At 52.9% G+C, this 20,821-nt stretch carries 18 protein-coding genes and 7 tRNA genes; 3 read left to right on the top strand and 22 right to left on the bottom strand.

The genetic code is table 11. The annotated features are described in order from the left end of the window. Window positions 1-114: 114 nt before the first annotated feature. Window positions 115-726, bottom strand: a complete 612-nt coding sequence (locus JM656_RS15250) for an adenosylcobalamin/alpha-ribazole phosphatase (protein ID WP_203358506.1) — start codon at window positions 724-726, stop codon at window positions 115-117. Between the two features lie 98 nt (window positions 727-824). Between JM656_RS15250 and cobD the strand changes: the two genes are divergently transcribed. Next, the gene (gene cobD / locus JM656_RS15245) at window positions 825-1,919 is read left to right on the top strand and encodes a threonine-phosphate decarboxylase CobD (RefSeq protein ID WP_203358505.1); all 1,095 of its coding nucleotides are present in this window, start codon (window positions 825-827) and stop codon (window positions 1,917-1,919) included. Here cobD and nadD read toward each other — a convergent pair. Genes nadD through leuS form a run of 4 tightly spaced genes read right to left on the bottom strand, consistent with a single transcriptional unit; the run spans window position 1,894 to window position 6,759 of the window. Further along, window positions 1,894-2,535, bottom strand: a complete 642-nt coding sequence (gene nadD / locus JM656_RS15240) for a nicotinate-nucleotide adenylyltransferase (protein WP_203358504.1) — start codon at window positions 2,533-2,535, stop codon at window positions 1,894-1,896. The two genes, cobD and nadD, sit on opposite strands and share 26 nt — an antisense overlap. 2 nt (window positions 2,536-2,537) lie before the next feature. Continuing rightward, window positions 2,538-3,569: a DNA polymerase III subunit delta gene (gene holA / locus JM656_RS15235; RefSeq protein WP_203358503.1), complete on the bottom strand. Its 1,032-nt coding sequence runs from the start codon at window positions 3,567-3,569 to the stop codon at window positions 2,538-2,540. Continuing rightward, window positions 3,569-4,162 carry an LPS assembly lipoprotein LptE gene (gene lptE / locus JM656_RS15230; RefSeq protein ID WP_203358502.1) on the bottom strand — a complete coding sequence of 198 codons (594 nt, stop codon included), beginning with the start codon at window positions 4,160-4,162 and terminating at the stop codon, window positions 3,569-3,571. Before lptE ends, holA begins: the two co-directional genes overlap by 1 nt. A gap of 14 nt (window positions 4,163-4,176) precedes the next feature. After that, window positions 4,177-6,759 (bottom strand): leucine--tRNA ligase, encoded by a 2,583-nt coding sequence (gene leuS / locus JM656_RS15225; RefSeq protein WP_203358501.1) that lies wholly within the window; start codon window positions 6,757-6,759, stop codon window positions 4,177-4,179. A 235-nt stretch (window positions 6,760-6,994) separates the two neighbouring features. On the opposite strand from leuS, the gene JM656_RS15220 reads away from it, so the two are divergent. Then, window positions 6,995-7,477, top strand: a complete 483-nt coding sequence (locus tag JM656_RS15220; RefSeq protein ID WP_192611545.1) for a zinc ribbon-containing protein — start codon at window positions 6,995-6,997, stop codon at window positions 7,475-7,477. A gap of 130 nt (window positions 7,478-7,607) precedes the next feature. Here JM656_RS15220 and gltL read toward each other — a convergent pair whose 3' ends face one another. The 9 genes from gltL to miaB all read right to left on the bottom strand — a co-directional run bounded on the left by gltL (window position 7,608) and on the right by miaB (window position 16,803). Continuing rightward, on the bottom strand, window positions 7,608-8,333 hold the full coding sequence (gene gltL / locus JM656_RS15215; RefSeq protein ID WP_162382568.1) for a glutamate/aspartate ABC transporter ATP-binding protein GltL: 726 nt from the start codon (window positions 8,331-8,333) through the stop codon (window positions 7,608-7,610). After that, on the bottom strand, window positions 8,333-9,007 hold the full coding sequence (gene gltK, locus JM656_RS15210) for a glutamate/aspartate ABC transporter permease GltK (protein WP_203358500.1): 675 nt from the start codon (window positions 9,005-9,007) through the stop codon (window positions 8,333-8,335). Before gltK ends, gltL begins: the two co-directional genes overlap by 1 nt. Beyond that, a complete protein-coding gene (gene gltJ, locus JM656_RS15205; RefSeq protein WP_192611547.1) occupies window positions 9,007-9,747 on the bottom strand; it encodes a glutamate/aspartate ABC transporter permease GltJ in 741 nt (246 codons plus the stop codon). Before gltJ ends, gltK begins: the two co-directional genes overlap by 1 nt. Before the next feature lie 159 nt (window positions 9,748-9,906). Beyond that, window positions 9,907-10,815: an amino acid ABC transporter substrate-binding protein gene (locus JM656_RS15200; RefSeq protein WP_203358499.1), complete on the bottom strand. Its 909-nt coding sequence runs from the start codon at window positions 10,813-10,815 to the stop codon at window positions 9,907-9,909. A gap of 366 nt (window positions 10,816-11,181) precedes the next feature. Beyond that, entirely contained in the window at window positions 11,182-12,720 is a 1,539-nt protein-coding gene (gene lnt, locus JM656_RS15195) for an apolipoprotein N-acyltransferase (protein WP_203358498.1), read from the bottom strand. A gap of 19 nt (window positions 12,721-12,739) precedes the next feature. Beyond that, window positions 12,740-13,618, bottom strand: a complete 879-nt coding sequence (gene corC, locus JM656_RS15190; protein ID WP_203361296.1) for a CNNM family magnesium/cobalt transport protein CorC — start codon at window positions 13,616-13,618, stop codon at window positions 12,740-12,742. Between the two features lie 98 nt (window positions 13,619-13,716). Continuing rightward, a complete protein-coding gene (gene ybeY, locus JM656_RS15185; protein WP_203358497.1) occupies window positions 13,717-14,184 on the bottom strand; it encodes an rRNA maturation RNase YbeY in 468 nt (155 codons plus the stop codon). Next, window positions 14,181-15,227 carry a PhoH family protein gene (locus JM656_RS15180; protein ID WP_203358496.1) on the bottom strand — a complete coding sequence of 349 codons (1,047 nt, stop codon included), beginning with the start codon at window positions 15,225-15,227 and terminating at the stop codon, window positions 14,181-14,183. Before JM656_RS15180 ends, ybeY begins: the two co-directional genes overlap by 4 nt. A 151-nt stretch (window positions 15,228-15,378) precedes the next feature. Next, complete coding sequence (gene miaB, locus JM656_RS15175) at window positions 15,379-16,803, bottom strand: tRNA (N6-isopentenyl adenosine(37)-C2)-methylthiotransferase MiaB (protein ID WP_203358495.1); 1,425 nt, start codon at window positions 16,801-16,803, stop codon at window positions 15,379-15,381. Window positions 16,804-16,949: 146 nt separating this feature from the next. Between miaB and ubiF the strand changes: the two genes are divergently transcribed. After that, window positions 16,950-18,125, top strand: a complete 1,176-nt coding sequence (gene ubiF, locus JM656_RS15170; RefSeq protein ID WP_203358494.1) for a 3-demethoxyubiquinol 3-hydroxylase — start codon at window positions 16,950-16,952, stop codon at window positions 18,123-18,125. Window positions 18,126-18,224: 99 nt separating this feature from the next. Here ubiF and JM656_RS15165 read toward each other — a convergent pair. The 8 genes from JM656_RS15165 to asnB form a co-directional block, all read right to left on the bottom strand. Next, window positions 18,225-18,299 (bottom strand) — tRNA-Gln (locus JM656_RS15165). 35 nt (window positions 18,300-18,334) lie between these two features. Beyond that, window positions 18,335-18,409 (bottom strand) — tRNA-Gln (locus JM656_RS15160). A gap of 46 nt (window positions 18,410-18,455) precedes the next feature. Next, window positions 18,456-18,532, bottom strand: a tRNA-Met gene (locus JM656_RS15155). 16 nt (window positions 18,533-18,548) lie between these two features. Continuing rightward, window positions 18,549-18,623: transfer RNA gene (locus JM656_RS15150), tRNA-Gln, on the bottom strand. Window positions 18,624-18,659: 36 nt separating this feature from the next. Continuing rightward, window positions 18,660-18,734: transfer RNA gene (locus JM656_RS15145), tRNA-Gln, on the bottom strand. 23 nt (window positions 18,735-18,757) lie between these two features. Beyond that, a tRNA-Leu gene (locus JM656_RS15140) sits at window positions 18,758-18,842 on the bottom strand. A 9-nt stretch (window positions 18,843-18,851) separates the two neighbouring features. Next, window positions 18,852-18,928: transfer RNA gene (locus JM656_RS15135), tRNA-Met, on the bottom strand. A 223-nt stretch (window positions 18,929-19,151) separates the two neighbouring features. Further along, window positions 19,152-20,816: an asparagine synthase B gene (asnB, locus tag JM656_RS15130; RefSeq protein WP_203358493.1), complete on the bottom strand. Its 1,665-nt coding sequence runs from the start codon at window positions 20,814-20,816 to the stop codon at window positions 19,152-19,154. Window positions 20,817-20,821 lie beyond the last annotated feature (5 nt).

Here is a 20,821-nt window from a genome sequence, read left to right as displayed (position 1 = left end):
TGTAAAACAATTTCTGCGAAGCTCTGAACGACGAAAAAAGTCTGGCTGCGGAGGATATCAGCCTGTCAGGGGGTGTCAATGATCGCGACGCCGCTGAAGTGAAAAAAGAGCGTTTTACTCCCCAGGCTTCCAGACTGCCCGGCTGTTCAAAACCTTTAACGTGGCAAAATCTTCACAGAAATCAATGGCGCTCCAACTGCCCTGATCGACCCGGAAATGCCATATCGAGGTGGCGGGCATCGATAATAGCCGTGCAATCAGCAGGCTCAACACGCCCTGGTGGCTGACCACCAGTAAGTTATTATATTCTTTGTAATCAGATAATTGTGCGATGAACCGTTCGATGCGCTGCGAAAATGCCTGGAAACCTTCGCCATTGGTGGGAATGGCGTTTTGCCAGTCTGCGCACCAGGCGGCGTAGCTTTCCGCGTCTTCACGTGCCAGATCGCGATGGTGTCGCATTTCCCAGTCGCCAAAAAACATCTCATTAAGCTCCGGCAAAATACGTACCGGAACGTCGCGTTCATGCAGGACTAACCGCGCGGTGTGGCGGGCGCGCTCCAGTTCACTGCAAAACACGTTCTCGAAAGGTACATCACGCAGCAATGTATTCAATGTGCTGGCCTGTGCTATTCCTTTGTCTGTCAGTGGTGTGGGTGCATGACCACTGTATAGCCCGGCTACGTTAGCTTCGGTTTCCCCATGACGTACTAACCAGAGTCGCATTTTTCCCCTCTTGATACCTATTCACGCAAAACATGATATTCGCCCTGATTGCGCAAGGATTTTTCAATAAACTAGACGCTTTTAACCGGAGCGGCACGATGTCTCTACTGAAGAGTGAACATGGCGGTAACACCCGGGAAGCCGCCGCATTGTTGGGCATCTTGCCTGAACAGCTGCTGGATTTTAGCGCAAATATCAATCCCCTGGGTATGCCTGAAAGCCTAAAACGCGCGATCATCGACAATCTTGCCAGTGCAGAGAAATATCCTGACGTGGAATATTTCAGTTTGCATCAGGCGCTGGCGCGACATCACCACATTCCTGCTGCGTGGATTCTGGCGGGCAATGGCGAAACGGAGTCTATCTTTACGCTGGTTAAAGGCCTCAAACCGCGCCACGCGATGATTGTGACCCCTGGATTTGCCGAATACCGTCGGGCGCTACAGTGGGGGGAGTGTCAGATTCATGAGTTTGCGCTTCGCGAACCCGATGGCTGGCAGTTGACTGACGCGATCCTCGACGCATTGACGCCTGAGCTGGATTGCCTCTTTCTTTGTACGCCCAACAACCCGACCGGGCTACTGCCTGATCCCCATTTGATCCTGACGATCGCCGAACGCTGTAAAGCGTTAGGGATCGCCCTGATCCTGGACGAAGCGTTCATTGATTTTATTCCTGATCAACAGGGATTTATTCCGCTGCTGGAAAAACATCCGCATATCTGGGTTCTGCGCTCGCTCACCAAATTTTACGCCATACCGGGTCTGCGTCTGGGGTATCTGGTCAACAGCGACGAAATTGCCGTGGCGAAGATGCGTAATCAGCAAATGCCGTGGTCTATCAATGCGTTTGCGGCGCTTGCTGGCGAGATTATTTTGCAGGATACCGCTTATCAGCAGGCGACGTGGCAGTGGCTGGCACAAGAGGGGCAGCGATTTTATGCACTTTTGCGTGCATTGCCCGGACTGACGGTGTATCCCGGCCAGGCGAATTATCTTCTGTTACGCTGTGACAGGAAGGGCATTGATTTACAACAGGCTTTGCTGGAGCAACATATTTTAATTCGCAGTTGCGCCAACTACCCGGGGCTTGATGCCCGTTTTTACCGGGTGGCGATTCGTAGCCGAGAGGAGAATAACCGGGTGCTCACTGCGCTAAGCGAAGTGTTTACCGATACAGCCCCTGCTGATTGATGTAATTCAGCACAGACTCTGGCAGCAAATCATCGCAGGGCTCACCTTTTTCCAGACGCTCACGAATTAACGTTGCGGAGATATTGAACCATGGGGTTTCTGCCAGATAGATTTTGCCCGCAGGTAACTGGTGTAAATCATCTGGTACCGACGTCAGATGGCGTTCCAGCCATTGCTGATGTTGCTCATTCGCCATCTGCAGCGGGTATCCCGGACGCCGACAGACGATCAAATGGGTATTGCCCAGAATGGTTTCATAGTCATGCCATGAGGGAAAGGTGAGCAGTGAGTCCTGACCGATGATAAAGGCCAGAGGGCATTCAGGGCCCTGCTCAATCCGCCATTCGCGCAGCGTTTGCGCGGTGTAAGAGGCGGTGGGGCGCTTCAGTTCACGCTCGTCCAGGGCAAATAGCGGTTTGTCGGCGATGGCCAGTTCAAGCATATGTTTGCGCTGGATACCTGAGGCTTCTGGTTGCTGGCGATGCGGCGGCACGTTGTTGGGCATGACAATGACCCGGGATAAGCCAATCAAATTGGCCAGCGTTTCTACGGGTTTGAGATGACCATAATGCACCGGATCAAAGGTGCCGCCAAACAGAGCCTGCAGTGATTTCATAATCAACCATCAATAAAAACATCGGCCAGTGCTTTATGACAGAGCAGGAGAGAGAGTCCCTCCAGCTCAGCCCACACCGACTGACCATAATCTTGTTTAAGCGTAATTTCTGTACGTGTCAGTAACTGTACCGCCTGGCGGAGCTGGGTCTGGCTCAGGCGATTCAGCGCATCGCCCACCATGCTCCGGCGATTTTGCCATACCCGATGCTTGTCAAATAAGGCGCGCAGCGGCGTATGCGCCGATTGTCGTTTCAGGTTAACCAGTAACAGTAACTCACGCTGTATGGTGCGCAGCAGAATCACGGGTTCGCTGCCTTCGAGCCGTAGCTGTTGCAAGATATGCAGCGCGCGTTTGCTTTTGCCCATCAATAACGCGTCCACCCAATGGAAAGGGGTAAAATGGGCGGCATCGTTAACGGCTTGCTCCACGCGTGGCAGCGTGAGTTTCCCGTCGGGCCACAACAATGACAGCCGTTCCAGCGCCTGCGCCAGCGCTAACAGGTTACCTTCGTAGCAGTAACACAGCAGCTGATTTGCCGCGTCATCCAGATGCAGACCATTTTGCTTTGCCCGTGCGGCAACCCAGCGCGGAAGCTGGGCTTGCTCCGGTGTCTGGCAACTGACCTGCACGCCAGCTGCTGCCAGCGCGGTGTACCATGCTGCATTTTCCTGGGCTTTGGTGAGTTTATTGCCCCGAACGATCAGCAGGAGATCGTCATGCAGAAGGGTCGTCAATGTCGCGAGTTGCTCGTTGATGGCAGCGTTAGGGCCATTCTCGGGAAGCAGTAAAAGGAGCGTTTGCCGACTGGCAAACAGACTCATGGCCTGACATATCGAGAAAAGTGAATCCCAGTCGGTACTGGTATCGATCGTGACGGTGTGGTGTTCTTCAAATCCATTGTCGGCAGCGACCTGGCGGATAGCATCCTGGCTTTCCTGCAACAGAAGCGGGTCGTTGCCCAATAATAAATACGCCGCGCGCAGCCCTTCATTGAGCTGTGCGCGGAGTTGTTCAGGGTACAACTTAAGCATCAGTTACCCAGCGTGGTAGTGACGCGTGACGAAGAAGATGCCGGAGCGGCGGTTGAACTCTCAACAGCCGCCTTGTCCTCTTTGGATGACTGAACATCAGCAACATGAACGCTCGGCAGTTTACGAATCAACTGTTCGGCAGCCTTGTCGTACATCTCTTTGATGATCATATCCTGTTCGTTATCCTTCGCCAGCGCCATCTGCGAGTTATCGAAGAACGAGCGATATACCTTCACGCTGATAGGATAAATGTCATTCCCGGGAACCAATACGCTGGCGTTGACGGTCATCACCATTTGATACTCCGCCGTTTGACCGTCCTGGAAAACAGAGGCCGTATCTTTTGCGATACTCACCCGGCCCAGACGCAACGACGGAACATCCTGACGCATCGAATCTTTATCAAGCAATTCGATATCATTCAGACGTAACTGATTACGCACCGCACGGCTTAACGGGCCGTTTGGATCGCCTGAGTCCAGAATCATGGTTTTCATCGTGTCAGGAACCTGCGTGGTATTACGCAGGTGCCAGCCACACCCGGCGGTGGTCAGCACCGCCAGAGATAACACCAATGTTGTCAGAAATCGCACGCTTCCTCCCGCGCTTAGCCAACGACCAGATTGAGAAGTTTACCCGGAACGTAAATCACTTTACGCACGGTAACCCCATCAAGATATTTTGCCACCAGATGTTCCTGGCCAGCACGTTCGCGAACCTGCTCTTCAGTTGCATTCACCGGAACGGTGATTTTGCCACGGACTTTGCCGTTGACCTGAACCACAACCAGCGTTGAGTCTTCAACCATAGCGCTTTCGTCAGCCACAGGCCACGGCGCGTTATCGATATCGCCTTCGCCTTTCAGCGCCTGCCACAAGGTGAAGCAAGCATGCGGTGTGAACGGGTTGAGCATACGGACAACCGCCAGCAGCGCTTCCTGCATCAGTGCGCGGTCCTGCTCGCTTTCCGTCGGTGCTTTCGCCAGTTTGTTCATCAGCTCCATGATCGCTGCGATCGCGGTGTTGAAGGTCTGACGACGGCCAATATCATCGGTCACTTTCGCAATCGTTTTATGCACGTCACGGCGGAGCGCTTTTTGATCTTCGCTCAGGCTTTCGACATTCAGCGCGACAACATCGCCCTGAGAAGTATGTTCGTAAACCAGTTTCCAGACACGTTTCAGGAAGCGGTTTGCCCCTTCAACACCGGACTCCTGCCACTCCAGCGTCATATCAGCCGGGGACGCAAACATCATAAACAGACGCACGGTGTCCGCGCCGTAACGTTCAACCATCACCTGCGGGTCGATACCGTTATTCTTGGACTTGGACATTTTGCTCATGCCGGTATACACCAGCTCATGGCCCGCGGCATCTTTGGCTTTAACAATACGGCCTTTTTCGTCGCGCTCAACGATCGCATCAACCGGAGAAACCCAGTTACGCTCGCCGTTCTCGCCAACGTAGTAGAAGGCGTCTGCCAGCACCATACCCTGACACAGCAACTGCTTAGCCGGTTCGTCAGAGTTGACCATGCCTGCGTCGCGCATCAGTTTGTGGAAGAAGCGGAAGTAGAGCAGGTGCATGATGGCGTGTTCAATACCACCGATGTAAATATCAACCGGCAGCCAGTAGTTTGCCGCTTCCGGATCCAGCATTCCGTCGTTGTACTGCGGGCAGGTGTAACGCGCGTAGTACCAGGAGGACTCCATAAAGGTGTCGAAAGTGTCCGTTTCGCGCAGCGCTGGCTGGCCGTTAACGGTGGTTTTCGCCCACTCAGGATCGGCTTTGATCGGGCTGCTGATACCGTCCATCACCACATCTTCCGGCAGAATCACCGGCAGTTGATCTTCCGGGGTCGGCAGTACCGTACCGTCTTCCAGAGTCACCATCGGGATCGGTGCGCCCCAGTAACGCTGACGGGAAACGCCCCAGTCGCGCAGACGGTAGTTCACTTTACGCTCACCGACGCCCAGCGCTGTTAATTTGTCGGCGATAGCATTGAAACCTTCTTCAAAGCTCAGACCGCTGAATTCACCAGAGTTAAACAGAACGCCTTTCTCGGTCAGCGCTTGCGCGGACAGATCCGGCTCGGAACCATCAGCCGCCAGGATAACCGGTTTGATATTCAGACCGTATTTTGATGCAAATTCGTAATCGCGCTGGTCGTGACCAGGAACGGCCATCACAGCGCCGGTACCGTATTCCATCAGAACAAAGTTTGCCGCCCACACCGGGATCTCTTCACCCGTTAACGGATGAACCGCTTTAAAGCCAGTATCAACGCCTTTCTTCTCCATGGTCGCCATATCTGCTTCGGCAACTTTGGTATTACGGCATTCGTCGATAAAGGACGCCAGCTGTGGATTATTCTCGGCCGCTTTCTGCGCCAGTGGGTGACCCGCAGCAACCGCCAGATACGTCGCGCCCATAAAGGTGTCAGGACGGGTGGTATAGACGGTCAGCGTGTTGTCATAACCGGTCACGTTGAAGGTGATTTCTACGCCTTCAGAGCGACCAATCCAGTTACGCTGCATGGTCTTAACGGTGTCAGGCCAGTGATCCAGATTGTCCAGATCGCGCAGCAGTTCGTCAGCGTAAGCGGTGATTTTAATAAACCACTGCGGGATCTCTTTACGCTCAACTTTGGTGTCACAGCGCCAGCAACAGCCGTCAATCACCTGTTCGTTCGCCAGCACGGTCTGGTCGTTAGGGCACCAGTTCACCGCCGACGTTTTCTTATACACCAGCCCTTTTTTGTACAGCTCGGTGAAGAATTTTTGCTCCCAACGGTAGTATTCCGGGGTGCAGGTCGCCAGCTCGCGGCTCCAGTCATAGCCGAAGCCCAGCATTTTGAGCTGGTTTTTCATGTAGGCGATGTTGTCATACGTCCACGGTGCCGGGGCGGTGTTATTTTTTACCGCCGCGCCTTCTGCAGGCAGACCGAAAGCATCCCAGCCGATAGGCTGCAGGACGTTTTTGCCCAGCATACGCTGGTAACGGGCGATCACGTCACCAATGGTGTAGTTACGTACGTGGCCCATGTGTAGTCGACCAGAAGGATAGGGAAGCATAGACAGGCAGTAATACTTCTCTTTGCTCTCGTCTTCGGTTACTTCAAATGTGCGCTTCTCATCCCAGTGAAGCTGTACTTTGGATTCTATCTCTTCCGGGCGGTATTGCTCTTGCATGGCAGCCAGTGGTCCTGTTTTCAATACAGCTACAAACGTAGCCTTAGAGGTGGTGTTTCAGATCCGCATAGCATAGCCCAAACACCCGCGTCAAAACAGCCTTTCGCGCATTCTGCTCTGAATTCCCGTAAGGACAATTCTTGCACGAATTTACATACTCTGTGGGCACTCTTGCAGAGTGGAACGCAAATAACGTCTATTATTATAGACAGTTAACGACCCAGGAGGCGAAGTGATGAACAAGGTTGCTCAATATTACCGTGAACTGGTGGCGTCATTAAGCGAACGCTTGCGAAATGGCGAACGAGATATTGACGCGTTGGTAGCACAGGCGCGTCAACGTGTTTTGCAGGCAGGGGAGTTAACACGAACGGAGGTGGACGAACTGACGCGCGCCGTCAGACGTGACCTGGAAGAGTTCGCCATGAGCTACGAGGAGAGCCAGAGCGAGGAATCCGACAGCGTTTTTATGCGGGTGATCAAAGAGAGCATCTGGCAGGAACTGGCCGACATCACCGACAAAACGCAGCTGGAGTGGCGCGAAGTTTTTCAGGATCTGAGCCACCACGGCGTTTATCACAGCGGAGAGGTCGTTGGGCTTGGCAATCTGGTCTGTGAAAAATGCCATTTCCATTTAGCGGTCTACACCCCGGATGTGCTGCCGCTGTGCCCGAAATGTGGTCATGACCAGTTCCAGCGTAGGCCGTTTGAGCCGTAATGCATTGTGCCGGATGGCGACGCTAACGCGTCTTATCCGGCCTACAAATGCACTGTTGCGTAGGCCGGATAAGCGTTAGCGCCATCCGGCATCGTTCAGGCGTAAAAAGCGAACCTCTCAGCCAGCAAGATTAATGCAGAATTTTAGCGAGGAAATCTTTGGCGCGTTCTGATTTCGGGTTAGCAAAGAAGGCCTCTTTTTCCGAGTCCTCAACGATTTTGCCTTCATCCATAAAAATCACCCGATTGGCCACTTTCCGGGCAAAGCCCATCTCGTGAGTCACCACCATCATGGTCATGCCTTCATGCGCTAACTCCACCATGACATCCAGCACTTCATTGATCATTTCCGGATCGAGGGCGGAAGTCGGCTCATCAAACAACATCGCGATGGGATCCATGCACAAGGCACGGGCGATCGCCACACGCTGCTGCTGGCCCCCGGAAAGCTGCGCCGGAAACTTATCGGCATGCGCAGAAAGACCCACACGTTCAAGCAGTTTCAGCGCCTTTTTGCGAGCCGGTTCTTTCTCACGCTTGAGGACTTTCACTTGCGCCAGCGTCAGGTTTTCAATAATGGACAGGTGCGGGAACAGTTCAAAGTGCTGGAAAACCATCCCTACACGAGAGCGTAGTTTTGCCAGATCCGTTTTTTTATCGTTAACGACGGTGCCGTCGACGGTAATTTCCCCCTGTTGAACAGGCTCCAGTCCGTTTACCGTTTTGATAAGCGTTGATTTGCCGGAACCCGAAGGGCCGCACACGACCACCACTTCCCCTTTTTGCACTTCTGTGGAGCAGTCGGTCAGCACCTGAAAGTGACCATACCATTTAGAAACATTTTTCAGGGTAATCATTAAACTGTCCTTTTCTTCAGATAGGTGACCAACAACGACGCGCTCAGGCTAATAACAAAATAGACGGCGCCCGCGAACAGAATCATTTCGACCTGGGTACCGTCGCGTTCGCCAATGGTGGAGGCGGTACGGAAGAAGTCCGCCAGACTCAATACGTAGACCAGGGAGGTATCCTGGAATAACACAATGCCCTGGGTGAGCAGCAACGGCACCATCGCGCGAAACGCCTGCGGCAGTATGATCAGTTTCATTGACTGCCAGTGTGTCATTCCTAATGCCAGTGCCGCACTGGACTGGCCGCGTGAAATACTCTGGATACCAGCACGGATAATCTCTGAGTAATATGCCGCTTCAAACATAGAGAACGCGACCATCGCTGAAATCAACCGAATATCGGCTTTCGGCGAGAGTCCAAGCACATCCTGTAGCAGCCCCGGTACAATCAGGTAAAACCACAGAAGTACCATCACCAGTGGGATGGAGCGAAATACGTTGACATAAGCTTTGGCAAACCAGGCAACAGGCGCAAAGCTGGAGAGTCGCATCACCGCGAGAACGGTTCCCCAGACAATCCCGATGATAACGGCAGTGACGGTAATTTTCAGGGTAATGACCAGTCCCGCCAGCAGATAAGGCATGGAGGGAACAATGGAATTCCAGTCAAACTCGTACATTATTTGCCTCCCAAATTGCCAGGCAGGCGGATTTTGCGTTCCACCAGACTCATCACCAGCATGATGAAGGCGTTAATCAACACATAAGCCAGCGTAATGGCGGTAAACGATTCCCAGGCGTGAGCGGAGTAATCCAGCAGTTTGCCCGCCTGTGCGGCCATATCCACCAGACCAATCGTGGACGCGATGGCCGAGTTCTTCACCAGGTTCATCATCTCTGACGTCATTGGCGGCACAATCACGCGATACGCATTCGGCAGCAAAACATAGCGATAGGCCTGCGGCAGCGTCAGGCCCATGGCCAGTGCGGCATTTTTTTGCCCACGCGGCAATGACTGGATAGCGGCACGAACCTGTTCGCAAACACGTGCAGCAGTAAACAACCCCAGACAAAACAGGGAAGAGAGAAAGAATTGAATGTTGGGGTCCAGCTCAGACTTGAACCACATGCCGATATTTTCGGGCAACAGTTCTGGGATCACCAGATACCAGGTGAAAAATTGAACAATCAGCGGAACGTTACGAAACAGTTCTACATACAGCGTGCCGAGGCTGGAGAGGAAGCGGTTAGGAACGGTGCGCAGGATGCCGAATAAGGATCCGACCAGGAAAGCAATAATCCAGGCGCTAATGGATAACGCGACGGTGACCTGAAAGCCGCTCCAGAGCCAGCCGAGATAGGTGGTGTTGCCGAACGGGGCTTGTTGTAAAAAAATCCCCCAGTTCCAGTCTATTGACATAAATCTACTCCAGAAAAAAAAGGGTAGCAGGGCTACCCTCGAAGATTGTTGCGCAGCGACTTGCGGTTTTCAGGCCAGGTGGGGAACGACCACCTGGCATATAGTCTGTCCGTGCTGAGCAGCAATCGAGAGGGAGGGAAAACCTCCCATTTATTTTAGTTAGTTAAGCGCTTTATCATTCGGTTCTTTGAACAGCGTTTTCATCTGCTCGGACAGTTCAAAATTCATATTCAGGTTCTTCGGTGGGATCGGGTTTTTAAACCATTTAGCAAACCATTTCTCCGCTTCACCTGAGGTCTGTGCCTTGGCGATGGTGTCATCCATCAGCTTTTTAAACTCGGGATCGTCTTTACGCAGCATACAGCCGTAGGCTTCCTGAGATTGCGGCTTGCCGACGATTTCCCAGTTGTCCGGTTTCTTCGCTTTTGCACGTTCGCCGGCCAGCAGCGCGTCATCCATCATAAAGGCAACCGCACGACCGCTTTCCAGGGTACGGAAAGAGTCGCCATGGTCCTTCGCGCTGATGATGCGCATGTCCATTTTTTGTTCTTCATTCAGTTTATGCAGCAGCACTTCGGAGGTTGTGCCGGAGGTGACGACGACCGCTTTCCCTTTCAGGTCCGGGAAGTCTTTAATATCACCGCCTTTTTTCGCCAGCAGACGTGTACCGACGACGAAAATAGTGTCGGAGAAGGCCGCTTGTTTCTGACGCTCAAGGTTGTTGGTGGTGGAGCCACATTCAAAGTCGAATGTGCCGTTTTGCAGTAGCGGAATACGGTTCTGAGAAGTGATTGGGATCAGCTTCACCTGCAGGTCAGGTTTGTTGAGTTTTTTCTTCACGGCTTCAACGATGGCGTTGGAGTAATCCTGTGAATAACCCACCACTTTCTGCTGGTTGTCGTAATAAGAGAATGGGACTGAGGATTCGCGATGGCCGACGACGATGACGTCGTTTTTCGCGATCTTGTCCAGCGTGCTACCTGCGGCGGGTGCTGCATCTTCTGCATGCGCCAGACCGGCAGACATTCCCATCACCAGCATTGCTGTGGCCAGCTTACGTAATTGCATATCCAACTCCTTTATCGTCTGCGTCAGAAACGCATTGATACCCATTGTGAGTGTCTGTGTTGTTATCACCTGCAACTTTAATGTGCAGTGTTATGACTGTTTGTTAACATTTAGTCTGACTTAATGTAAAGATATTGCTGCGTTATTGTTTATTTTTGCGAAGTGCGCCGCACCGTTTAGAGACAATAATTTGTCATTGCACTATTTTGGCGCTACCAACGAACGGTATTGGTGCGACCGGGTTGCACAATCGGCCAAAAACGCATTTATCTTGTATAACAAAGCAATAGACGTGCCAGAGTGAAATACGGGAGGGAAGTTGTAGGCCCGGTAAGCGAAGCGCCACCGGGCAAAAGGGGAGGGAGATTACTTACGACGCTGGCGCAGACTCATGATCACCGCACCAAAACCCAACAATGCAGTGATAATCCACAGCGGCCAGTTGCCGGTGCGGGCGTATGGTGTCAGGCCCGTCGTTGGCGTGACGCTGGTGGTCAACACCTGACGGGTAAACTGTGGGATCATCGCCTGGATGTCGCCCTGCGGTCCAATGACTGCCGTAATGCCGTTATTGGTACTGCGCAACAGCGGACGCGCCAGTTCCAGTGAACGCATCCGCGCCATCTGGAAGTGCTGCCACGGACCAATCGATTTACCAAACCAGGCATCGTTCGAGATGGTCAGCAGGTAATCGGTATCGGGGCGGAAGTTGTCCCGAACCTGTTCTCCGAGAATGATCTCGTAGCAAATGGCGGCGGTCAGTTTGAAACCGTGCGCATGCAGTTGCGGCTGCACATATGGCCCACGACTGAACGACGACATCGGCAGGTCGAAGAACGGCGCAAGCGGGCGCAGAATAGATTCCAGCGGGACAAACTCGCCAAACGGAACAAGGTGGTTTTTGTTATAGCGATTGGTGGAGTCGTAACTGTACGGACTGTCTTTACCCAGCGTGATGATGGTGTTGTACGTATCGTAACGGTTTTTCTTGTTCAGACGCGCATCAACAATGCCAGTAATCAGCGTGCTGTTTTTCGATTTCAGCAGGTCATCCATCATGCCAAGAAAACGCTGCTGATTAATTTCCAGATCCGGAATCGCGGACTCTGGCCAGATAATCAACTGCGATTTCCCGAGCTCAGGCTGTGAAGCGTCGAGATAAATTTTTAGCGTGTTGATCAGCTGATTTTCATCCCACTTCAGCGATTGCGGGATATCGCCTTGCACCATCGAAACCTGAATGGTCTTTTCCGGCTCAGGGGTATACCACTGGATATAGCGCAGTGGGAAAGGAAGGGCGAAAAGCACCACCGCCACGACAAAGGGACGCCAGTGGCGAGTGGCGATGGCGAGGACCAACAGACCGCTGACCATCATCAACAGGAAGTTAATGGCTTCCACACCCATGACCGGCGCCAGCCCTTTCAGCGGACCGTCAATCTGGCTGTAACCGAACTGCAGCCACGGGAAGCCGGTTAATACCCAGCCGCGCAGGAATTCCGTTATTTGCCAGACAACCGGGGCGGCAATCGCCACCCGCAGCCAGGTGGTCTTTGGCCACAAGCGTGATAATACGCCGGCAAAAAGCCCTGTATAAAGCGAGAGATAAGCGGCCAGCAATACCACGAGAAAGACGTTAACCGGACCGGGCATGCCGCCAAATTGCGCAATGCTAACGTAAACCCAGTTAATGCCGGAGCCGAAGAGTCCCAGCCCCCAGAAATATCCCACGGCGGCAGACTGAAGCGGACGGCGATTTAAGGTGAGGGCCTGCAACCCCATGAGCGACACAATCGCGGCAGGCCAGAGATCATACGGAGAAAAGGCCAGCGTGCCGCAGGCGCCGAATAATAACGCCAGCAGCAGGCGAATGCGCTGGCGTTCAATCAATGAGGCAAATGCCATTTTAAGTCCAATCCTGGTTTTATTCGTCCAGTTTCGGCTGAGGTGAGTCATCCGGAATTCTGACATGAACCTGAATAATACGACGGCTATCGGCCATCGCCACTTTGAACTGATAACCATCAATGTCGATGGTTTCACCACGCGCGGGCAGATGACCAAACGCCTGCATAACCAGTCCACCAATGGTGTCTACCTCTTCATCGCTAAAGCTGGTACCGAAGGCTTCATTGAAGTCTTCAATGGGCGCCAACGCGCGAATGGTCCAGGTGTGGCGACTGAGTTGACGGAAGTCGATATCGTCTTCCTCGTCGTACTCGTCTTCAATTTCACCGACAATCAGTTCAAGAATATCTTCAATGGTCACCAGACCCGAAACACCGCCGAATTCGTCAATGACGATCGCCATATGGTAGCGCTGAGAGCGAAACTCCTTCAGCATGCGGTCAACACGCTTACTCTCAGGTACGACAACTGCCTGGCGTAACACTTTTTCCATGCTGAAAGCATCGGCATCGCTGCGCATAAACGGCAGCAAATCCTTCGCCATCAGAATCCCTTCAATGTGATCTTTGTCTTCGCTGATCACCGGAAAACGCGAGTGAGCAGACTCGATGATGACATCAAGGCACTCGTCCAGGGTTTGGTTGCGTTTCAGGGTAATCATCTGAGAGCGGGGGATCATGATGTCACGAACGCGCTGGTCCGCAATGTCCATCACCCCTTCGAGCATATCGCGCGTATCTTCATCGATAAGGTCGTTCTGCCCGGAATCACGGATCAGCGCCAGCAGTTCGTCACGGTTTTTCGGTTCACCGTGGAACAGTTGGCTCAGTAACAGGGAGAAAAATCCCTTTTTGCTGTTTAATGTGTCACTACTGTGTGAATTGTCGTCGCTCATGGCGTCGTATGGGTTCTCATGTGAGTTAATGGGTTGCTCGTCACGCGTGTATTCAGCGCGCGGCATTGTATCGAGCAGCCGGGCATCAGCCCGGTCGCTTATTCCTTCTCGGCAATGTACGGATCCTCATAGCCCAGAGCAAGCATAATCTCTGTTTCAAGGGATTCCATCTCTTCCGCTTCGTCATCTTCAATATGATCGTAGCCCAATAAATGCAGGCTACCGTGCACCACCATATGTGCCCAGTGGGCATCCAGCGGTTTGCCCTGTTCTTTCGCTTCTTGCTCAACCACCTGACGGCAGATTATCAAATCGCCCAGCAGCGGCATCTCAATACCCGGTGGCGCTTCAAACGGGAATGAGAGCACGTTGGTTGACTTATCTTTGCCACGGTACGTCAGGTTAAGATCGTGGCTTTCGGCTTCGTCTACCAGACGAATGGTAACTTCTGACTCTTCCTGAAACTGTGGGATCACCGCATTCAGCCATGTCTGAAACTGACTTTCTTCCGGTAAGCCCGCGTTGCTTTCACATGCGAGCTGTAAATCGAGAATAACCTGACTCATTTTTGTCCTTGCTCCTGGGCTTCATGCTTACGAACGGCAGCCAGTTCTGCTTTTCGTTTTTGTTCTGCTTCTTCCCAGGCTTCATAGGCGGTAACGATCCGCGCGACCACCGGGTGGCGTACGACGTCTTCACTGTGGAAGAAATTAAAACTGATCTCATCTACTTCAGAGAGTACTTCAATGGCGTGGCGCAGGCCTGACTTGGTGCTACGCGGCAGGTCAATCTGCGTGATGTCGCCGGTGATCACCGCTTTAGAGTTAAAACCGATACGCGTCAGAAACATTTTCATCTGTTCGATAGTGGTGTTCTGGCTTTCATCGAGAATGATAAAGGCGTCGTTCAGAGTACGACCACGCATATAGGCCAGCGGTGCGACTTCAATCACGTTGCGTTCAATCAGTTTTTCGACCTTTTCAAAACCTAACATTTCGAACAGGGCGTCATACAAGGGACGCAAATAGGGATCGACTTTTTGGCTCAGATCGCCTGGCAGGAATCCCAGCTTTTCCCCAGCTTCTACCGCCGGACGGGTCAGCAGAATACGACGAATTTCCTGACGCTCAAGGGCATCGACGGCAGCGGCGACGGCAAGGTACGTTTTGCCTGTACCGGCGGGGCCAACCCCGAAGGTGATATCGTGATCAAGAATATTGGCGATGTATTGCGCCTGGTTTGGCGTACGTGGCTTAATCACGCCGCGTTTGGTTTTGATGTTCACCGCTTTGCCGTACTCCGGCACGCTCTCTGCGCTCTGTTCCAGCACCCGGGCTTCTTTGATGGCGAGGTGGATCTGTTCCGGCTCAATATCCTGCGTTTGACCACGCACCGGCGCGGTATCGACATACAGACTGCGCAAAATATCTGCCGCAGCAGTCACGCAAATCGGGCGACCGGTCAGTTTAAAGTGGTTGTCACGGCGGTTAATCTCGATGCCGAGACGGCGCTCCAGCTGTTTAATGTTGTCATCAAACGGGCCGCAAAGGCTCAGCAGACGGGCATTGTCTGCAGGCTCAAGGGTGATTTCGCGAGTGTCTATGTTCAAACTGTTCCTCTTATGCATAGGGCGCCGGAAGATGAATATTCCCGGCCTGTAAGGAAATTATTCACGCCACAGGATAAAGGCGCAAGCATTGCAATGAAGATGGGGACAAAGAGGGGAATTACAAGGCCTGCCCGGTGGCAGGCCTTGAGGATTAAGGCTGGTAGAATCCAACGCCAGAGTCGTTCTCTTTACGGGTACGGGCAATGACAGATTCCGGGGTTTCTGCAATACGCAGGCCCATTTCATCTTCAGTGCGGATGACTTTACCGCGCAGGGAGTTTGTCCAGACGTCAGTGATTTCCACATCGACAAACTTACCGATCATGTCCGGGGTTCCTTCAAAGTTCACGACCCGGTTATTTTCGGTACGACCCGACAGCTCCATGATGCTCTTGCGCGAAGTCCCTTCCACCAGAATACGCTGCGTGGTGCCGAGCATACGGCGGCTCCAGGCCGTCGCCTGCTGGTTGATACGTTCTTGCAGGATATACAGACGCTGTTTTTTATCTGCTTCCGGGACGTCGTCAACCATATCGGCGGCGGGGGTACCCGGGCGGGCAGAGAAGATAAAGCTGTAGCTCATGTCGAAGTTCACGTCGGCAATCAGCTTCATGGTCTGCTCGAAATCTTGCGTCGTTTCGCCAGGGAAGCCGACGATGAAATCGGAGCTTATCTGAATGTCCGGACGCGCTGCGCGCAGTTTACGGATGATCGCTTTGTATTCCAGCGCAGTGTGGGTACGCCCCATCAGATTCAGTACGCGATCTGAACCGCTCTGTACTGGCAGATGCAGGAAGCTCACCAGCTCAGGGGTATCACGGTAGACTTCAACGATATCATCGGTGAACTCGATCGGATGGCTGGTGGTGAAACGAATACGGTCAATGCCATCAATCGCGGCGACCAGACGCAGCAAATCGGCGAATGAACCGGTGGTGCCGTCGTAGTTCTCGCCACGCCACGCGTTAACGTTCTGGCCGAGCAGATTCACTTCACGGACGCCCTGAGCAGCAAGCTGGGCGATCTCAAACAGAATGTCATCAGACGGACGGCTGACTTCCTCACCACGGGTGTAGGGCACCACGCAGTAAGTACAATATTTGTTGCAGCCTTCCATGATGGAGACAAATGCTGTTGGACCATCGGCACGCGGTTCCGGCAGGCGGTCGAACTTCTCGATCTCCGGGAAGCTGATATCCACGACCGGGCTACGGTTGCCGCGCACGGAATTGATCATTTCAGGCAGGCGATGCAGTGTTTGCGGCCCAAAAATGATGTCGACATAGTGCGCACGCTGGCGAATATGGTCACCTTCCTGGGACGCCACACAGCCGCCGACGCCGATAATCAGGTTCGGGTTTTTCTCTTTTAAGAGCTTCCAGCGACCCAATTGATGGAAGACTTTTTCCTGAGCCTTCTCGCGGATTGAGCAGGTATTCAGCAGCAGCACATCCGCTTCTTCCGCCACTTCGGTCAGTTGATACCCGTGGGTGGCGTCCAGCAGATCGGCCATCTTCGATGAATCGTACTCGTTCATCTGACAGCCCCAGGTTTTAATATGGAGTTTTTTGGTCATCGACTTGCTCTTGCGAAATAGTAGCCAGGAATGCAGGGCGCATAGTGTAATGCTTTGACGCGGTTGTGACCAGTATGACCGTTATCAGCCTCAAGGGGTAAAAAATCCTGTAAACTTAATGCATATTGCTAACAGGATGATTGACCATGACAAATCAACCAACGGAAGTAGCCATTGTCGGCGCTGGGATGGTCGGCGGCGCGCTGGCGCTGGGGCTGGCGCAACAAGGATTTTCGGTGACGGTCATAGAACACGCCGCCCCTGCGCCATTTGTTACTGACAGCCAGCCCGATGTGCGTATCTCGGCGATAAGTGCGGCGTCAGTGTCGTTACTCAAAGGTTTGGGCGTCTGGGATACGGTACAAGGGATGCGCAGCCACCCTTACCGCCGTCTGGAAACCTGGGAGTGGGAAAACGCCCATGTGATGTTCGATGCCGCCGAGCTTAAATTACCGCTGCTGGGATATATGGTGGAGAACAACGTTCTGCAACGTGCACTTTGGCAGGCGCTGGAGGCGCATCCGAAAGTCACGCTGCGTGTTCCCGCTTCCCTCATTGCCTTGCACCGTAACAATGACCGTCACGAGCTGGAACTGGCCGATGGCGAGATAATCACGGCAAAACTGGTGGTGGGGGCGGATGGCGCTAACTCGCGGATTCGGCAAATGGCGGGCATCGGTATCCATGCCTGGCAGTACGATCAATCCTGCATGTTGATCAGCGTGCAATGTGACCGCGATCCCGGCGACAGCACCTGGCAACAATTTTCGCCAGACGGTCCACGCGCATTTCTGCCCTTATTCGACAATTGGGCATCGCTGGTGTGGTATGACACGCCAGCCCGAATTCGCCAGTTGCAGAGCCTGAGCATGCCGCAGTTGCAGGTTGAGATTGAAAAACATTTCCCTTCGCGTTTGGGTAGCGTCACAGCCATAGCGGCAGGGGCATTTCCGCTCACGCGTCGGCATGCATTGCAGTACGTTCAGCCAGGACTGGCGCTGGTCGGGGATGCGGCGCACACCATTCATCCGCTTGCAGGGCAGGGAGTGAACTTAGGGTATCGGGATGTTGATGCGTTGATCGACGTCCTGGCGAATGCGCGGAGCTACGGTGAATCCTGGTCCAGCCATCAGGTGCTGAAACGCTATCAGACACGCCGTATGACCGATAACTTCATCATGCAGAGTGGGATGGATCTGTTCTATGCCGGGTTCAGCAATAATCTGCAACCGCTGAGGATTATGCGCAATATTGGGCTGATGGCAGCAGAACGAGCCGGGGTACTTAAGCGCCAGGCGCTGAAATATGCGTTAGGGTTGTAATTTTAATGCAGGCCTACGATTGTAGGCCTGATAAGCGTAGCGCCATCAGGCAATAAACGCAGAAAAGCAAAAAGCTCGCCGAAGCGAGCTTTTCTTATGTGGCTGGGGTACGAGGATTCGAACCTCGGAATGCTGGTATCAGAAACCAGAGCCTTACCGCTTGGCGATACCCCAACAGGTGCGTCTACAACGTAAACGTCTTTTAAAATTGGCTGGGGTACGAGGATTCGAACCTCGGAATGCTGGTATCAGAAACCAGAGCCTTACCGCTTGGCGATACCCCAACAATTCTTTCTGGATTTATCGAACTGAATCGATACGTCCTTAATATGGTGGCTACGACGGGATTCGAACCTGTGACCCCATCATTATGAGTGATGTGCTCTAACCAACTGAGCTACGTAGCCAGATTTCTTTCTTCGATGGCTGGGGTACCTGGATTCGAACCAGGGAATGCCGGTATCAAAAACCGGTGCCTTACCGCTTGGCGATACCCCAATGACCGTGCGGTGAACCGCTATATCGAAGAAAAAATGGCTGGGGTACCTGGATTCGAACCAGGGAATGCCGGTATCAAAAACCGGTGCCTTACCGCTTGGCGATACCCCATCCGTGCAACGCTTACTGGTGAATGGTGCGGGAGGCGAGACTTGAACTCGCACACCTTGCGGCGCCAGAACCTAAATCTGGTGCGTCTACCAATTTCGCCACTCCCGCAAAAAAAGATGGTGGCTACGACGGGATTCGAACCTGTGACCCCATCATTATGAGTGATGTGCTCTAACCAACTGAGCTACGTAGCCATCTTTTTTTTCGCGTTACCTTATCGGCGTTGCGGGGCGCATTATGCGTATTGAGCCTTGAAGCGTCAACCCCTTTTTCATTGAAAATGGCCGGAATGTGACTGTTTGGTTAGGTTGCGAACAGCGTGACGCAATATTCGGCAATTATTGGTTATTAATCGTTTTTGTAAGGATTATTACAATATAAAAAAGAGCCCCTGAGGGCTCTTTTTACACTTTTCGCTTATTTATAGGCGGACTGGTGGACACCCACCGCACGACCGGAAGGATCGTTCATGGTTTTAAACGCTTCATCCCACTCGATAGCTTTCGCAGAGGAACAGGCGACGGACGGGCCGCCAGGCACACATTCTGCGGCGCTGGGAACCGGGAACAGCTCTTCAAAGATCTCGCGGTACAAATACGCTTCTTTAGAGGACGGCGTGTTGTACGGGAAGCGGAAGCGGGCGGTTTCCAGTTGTTGGTCAGAAACCTGTTCTGCGGCCACTTCTTTCAGCGTGTCGATCCAGCTATAACCCACGCCATCCGAGAATTGCTCTTTCTGACGCCATGCGACGCTTGCCGGTAGGTAAGACTCAAAACATTCGCGCAGGACATGTTTTTCCATTTTACCGTTGCCGCACATTTTATCCTGTGGATTGATACGCATCGCCACATCAAGGAATTTTTTATCCAGGAATGGGACTCGCGCCTCTACGCCCCAGGCTGACATCGCTTTGTTGGCACGCGCGCAGTCAAACATATGTAACGCTTGCAGTTTACGTACCGTCTCTTCATGCAATTCTTTAGCATTCGGCGCTTTGTGGAAATAGAGATAGCCGCCGAACACTTCGTCAGAACCTTCACCGGACAGCACCATTTTAATACCCATCGCTTTGATTTTACGCGACATTAAATACATCGGCGTCGAGGCGCGAATGGTGGTGACATCGTAAGTTTCGATGTGGTAAATCACATCACGGATCGCATCCAGGCCTTCCTGTACCGTGAAGTGGATTTCGTGATGCACCGTCCCCAGATGATTGGCCACTTCCTGTGCGGCTTTCAGGTCCGGAGAACCTTCAAGACCGACGGCAAAGGAGTGCAACTGTGGCCACCAGGCTTCAGAACGTTCGTCATCTTCCACACGACGGGCGGCATATTTCTTGGTGATAGCGGAAATGACCGATGAATCCAGACCGCCAGAGAGCAGCACACCGTAAGGTACATCAGACATCAGGTGGCTTTTGACGGCGTCTTCCAGGGCCTGGCGCAGTTCATTCTTGTCAGTCACGTTCTCTTTTACTGCATCAAAATCGAACCAGTCGCGCTGATAGTACTGGCGGATTTCCCCTTCCTGGCTCCACAGATAACTGCCCGCCGGGAACTCTTTGATGGTGCGGCATACCGGAACCAGCGCTTTCATTTCGGAGGCGACGTACAGGTTGCCGTGTTCGTCGTACCCCATATAAAGGGGGATGATGCCAAGATGGTCACGACCAATCAGGTAGGCATCTTTCTCGCTGTCGTACAGCGCAAAGGCAAACATGCCCTGCAGATCGTCGAGGAATTGCGCCCCTTTCTCCTGATACAGCGCGAGGATCACTTCGCAGTCGGAACCGGTCTGGAAGGTATAGCGATCGCCATATTCCGCACGTAACGCCTGATGGTTATAAATTTCACCGTTTACGGCCAGGATGTGCGTTTTCTTCTCGTTATACAGTGGCTGGGCACCGGCGTTCACGTCAACAATTGACAGACGTTCATGCGCCAGGATCGCGTTGTCACAGGCGTAAATGCCGGACCAGTCCGGCCCGCGATGACGCATCAGACGTGACAGTTCGAGGGCTTTTTTACGCAGTTCAACTGCGTCTGTTTTGATATCGAATACGCCGAAAATAGAACACATAACCT

This window comes from Citrobacter sp. R56 (assembly GCF_016811995.1).
Lineage (GTDB): Bacteria > Pseudomonadota > Gammaproteobacteria > Enterobacterales > Enterobacteriaceae > Citrobacter_D > Citrobacter_D enshiensis.
This window is presented reverse-complemented; position numbering and strand designations above follow the sequence as displayed.

Excerpts from the sequence above, each read along its gene's own strand:
- JM656_RS15250 (WP_203358506.1), bottom strand. The coding sequence starts at position 726 with ATGCGACTCTGGTTAGTACGTCATGGGGAAACCGAAGCTAACGTAGCC.
- cobD (WP_203358505.1), top strand. The coding sequence starts at position 825 with ATGTCTCTACTGAAGAGTGAACATGGCGGTAACACCCGGGAAGCCGCC.
- nadD (WP_203358504.1), bottom strand. The coding sequence starts at position 2,535 with ATGAAATCACTGCAGGCTCTGTTTGGCGGCACCTTTGATCCGGTGCAT.
- holA (WP_203358503.1), bottom strand. The coding sequence starts at position 3,569 with ATGCTTAAGTTGTACCCTGAACAACTCCGCGCACAGCTCAATGAAGGG.
- leuS (WP_203358501.1), bottom strand. The coding sequence starts at position 6,759 with ATGCAAGAGCAATACCGCCCGGAAGAGATAGAATCCAAAGTACAGCTT.
- JM656_RS15220 (WP_192611545.1), top strand. The coding sequence starts at position 6,995 with ATGAACAAGGTTGCTCAATATTACCGTGAACTGGTGGCGTCATTAAGC.
- gltL (WP_162382568.1), bottom strand. The coding sequence starts at position 8,333 with ATGATTACCCTGAAAAATGTTTCTAAATGGTATGGTCACTTTCAGGTG.
- gltK (WP_203358500.1), bottom strand. The coding sequence starts at position 9,007 with ATGTACGAGTTTGACTGGAATTCCATTGTTCCCTCCATGCCTTATCTG.
- gltJ (WP_192611547.1), bottom strand. The coding sequence starts at position 9,747 with ATGTCAATAGACTGGAACTGGGGGATTTTTTTACAACAAGCCCCGTTC.
- JM656_RS15200 (WP_203358499.1), bottom strand. The coding sequence starts at position 10,815 with ATGCAATTACGTAAGCTGGCCACAGCAATGCTGGTGATGGGAATGTCT.
- lnt (WP_203358498.1), bottom strand. The coding sequence starts at position 12,720 with ATGGCATTTGCCTCATTGATTGAACGCCAGCGCATTCGCCTGCTGCTG.
- corC (WP_203361296.1), bottom strand. The coding sequence starts at position 13,618 with ATGAGCGACGACAATTCACACAGTAGTGACACATTAAACAGCAAAAAG.
- ybeY (WP_203358497.1), bottom strand. The coding sequence starts at position 14,184 with ATGAGTCAGGTTATTCTCGATTTACAGCTCGCATGTGAAAGCAACGCG.
- miaB (WP_203358495.1), bottom strand. The coding sequence starts at position 16,803 with ATGACCAAAAAACTCCATATTAAAACCTGGGGCTGTCAGATGAACGAG.
- ubiF (WP_203358494.1), top strand. The coding sequence starts at position 16,950 with ATGACAAATCAACCAACGGAAGTAGCCATTGTCGGCGCTGGGATGGTC.
- asnB (WP_203358493.1), bottom strand. The coding sequence starts at position 20,816 with ATGTGTTCTATTTTCGGCGTATTCGATATCAAAACAGACGCAGTTGAA.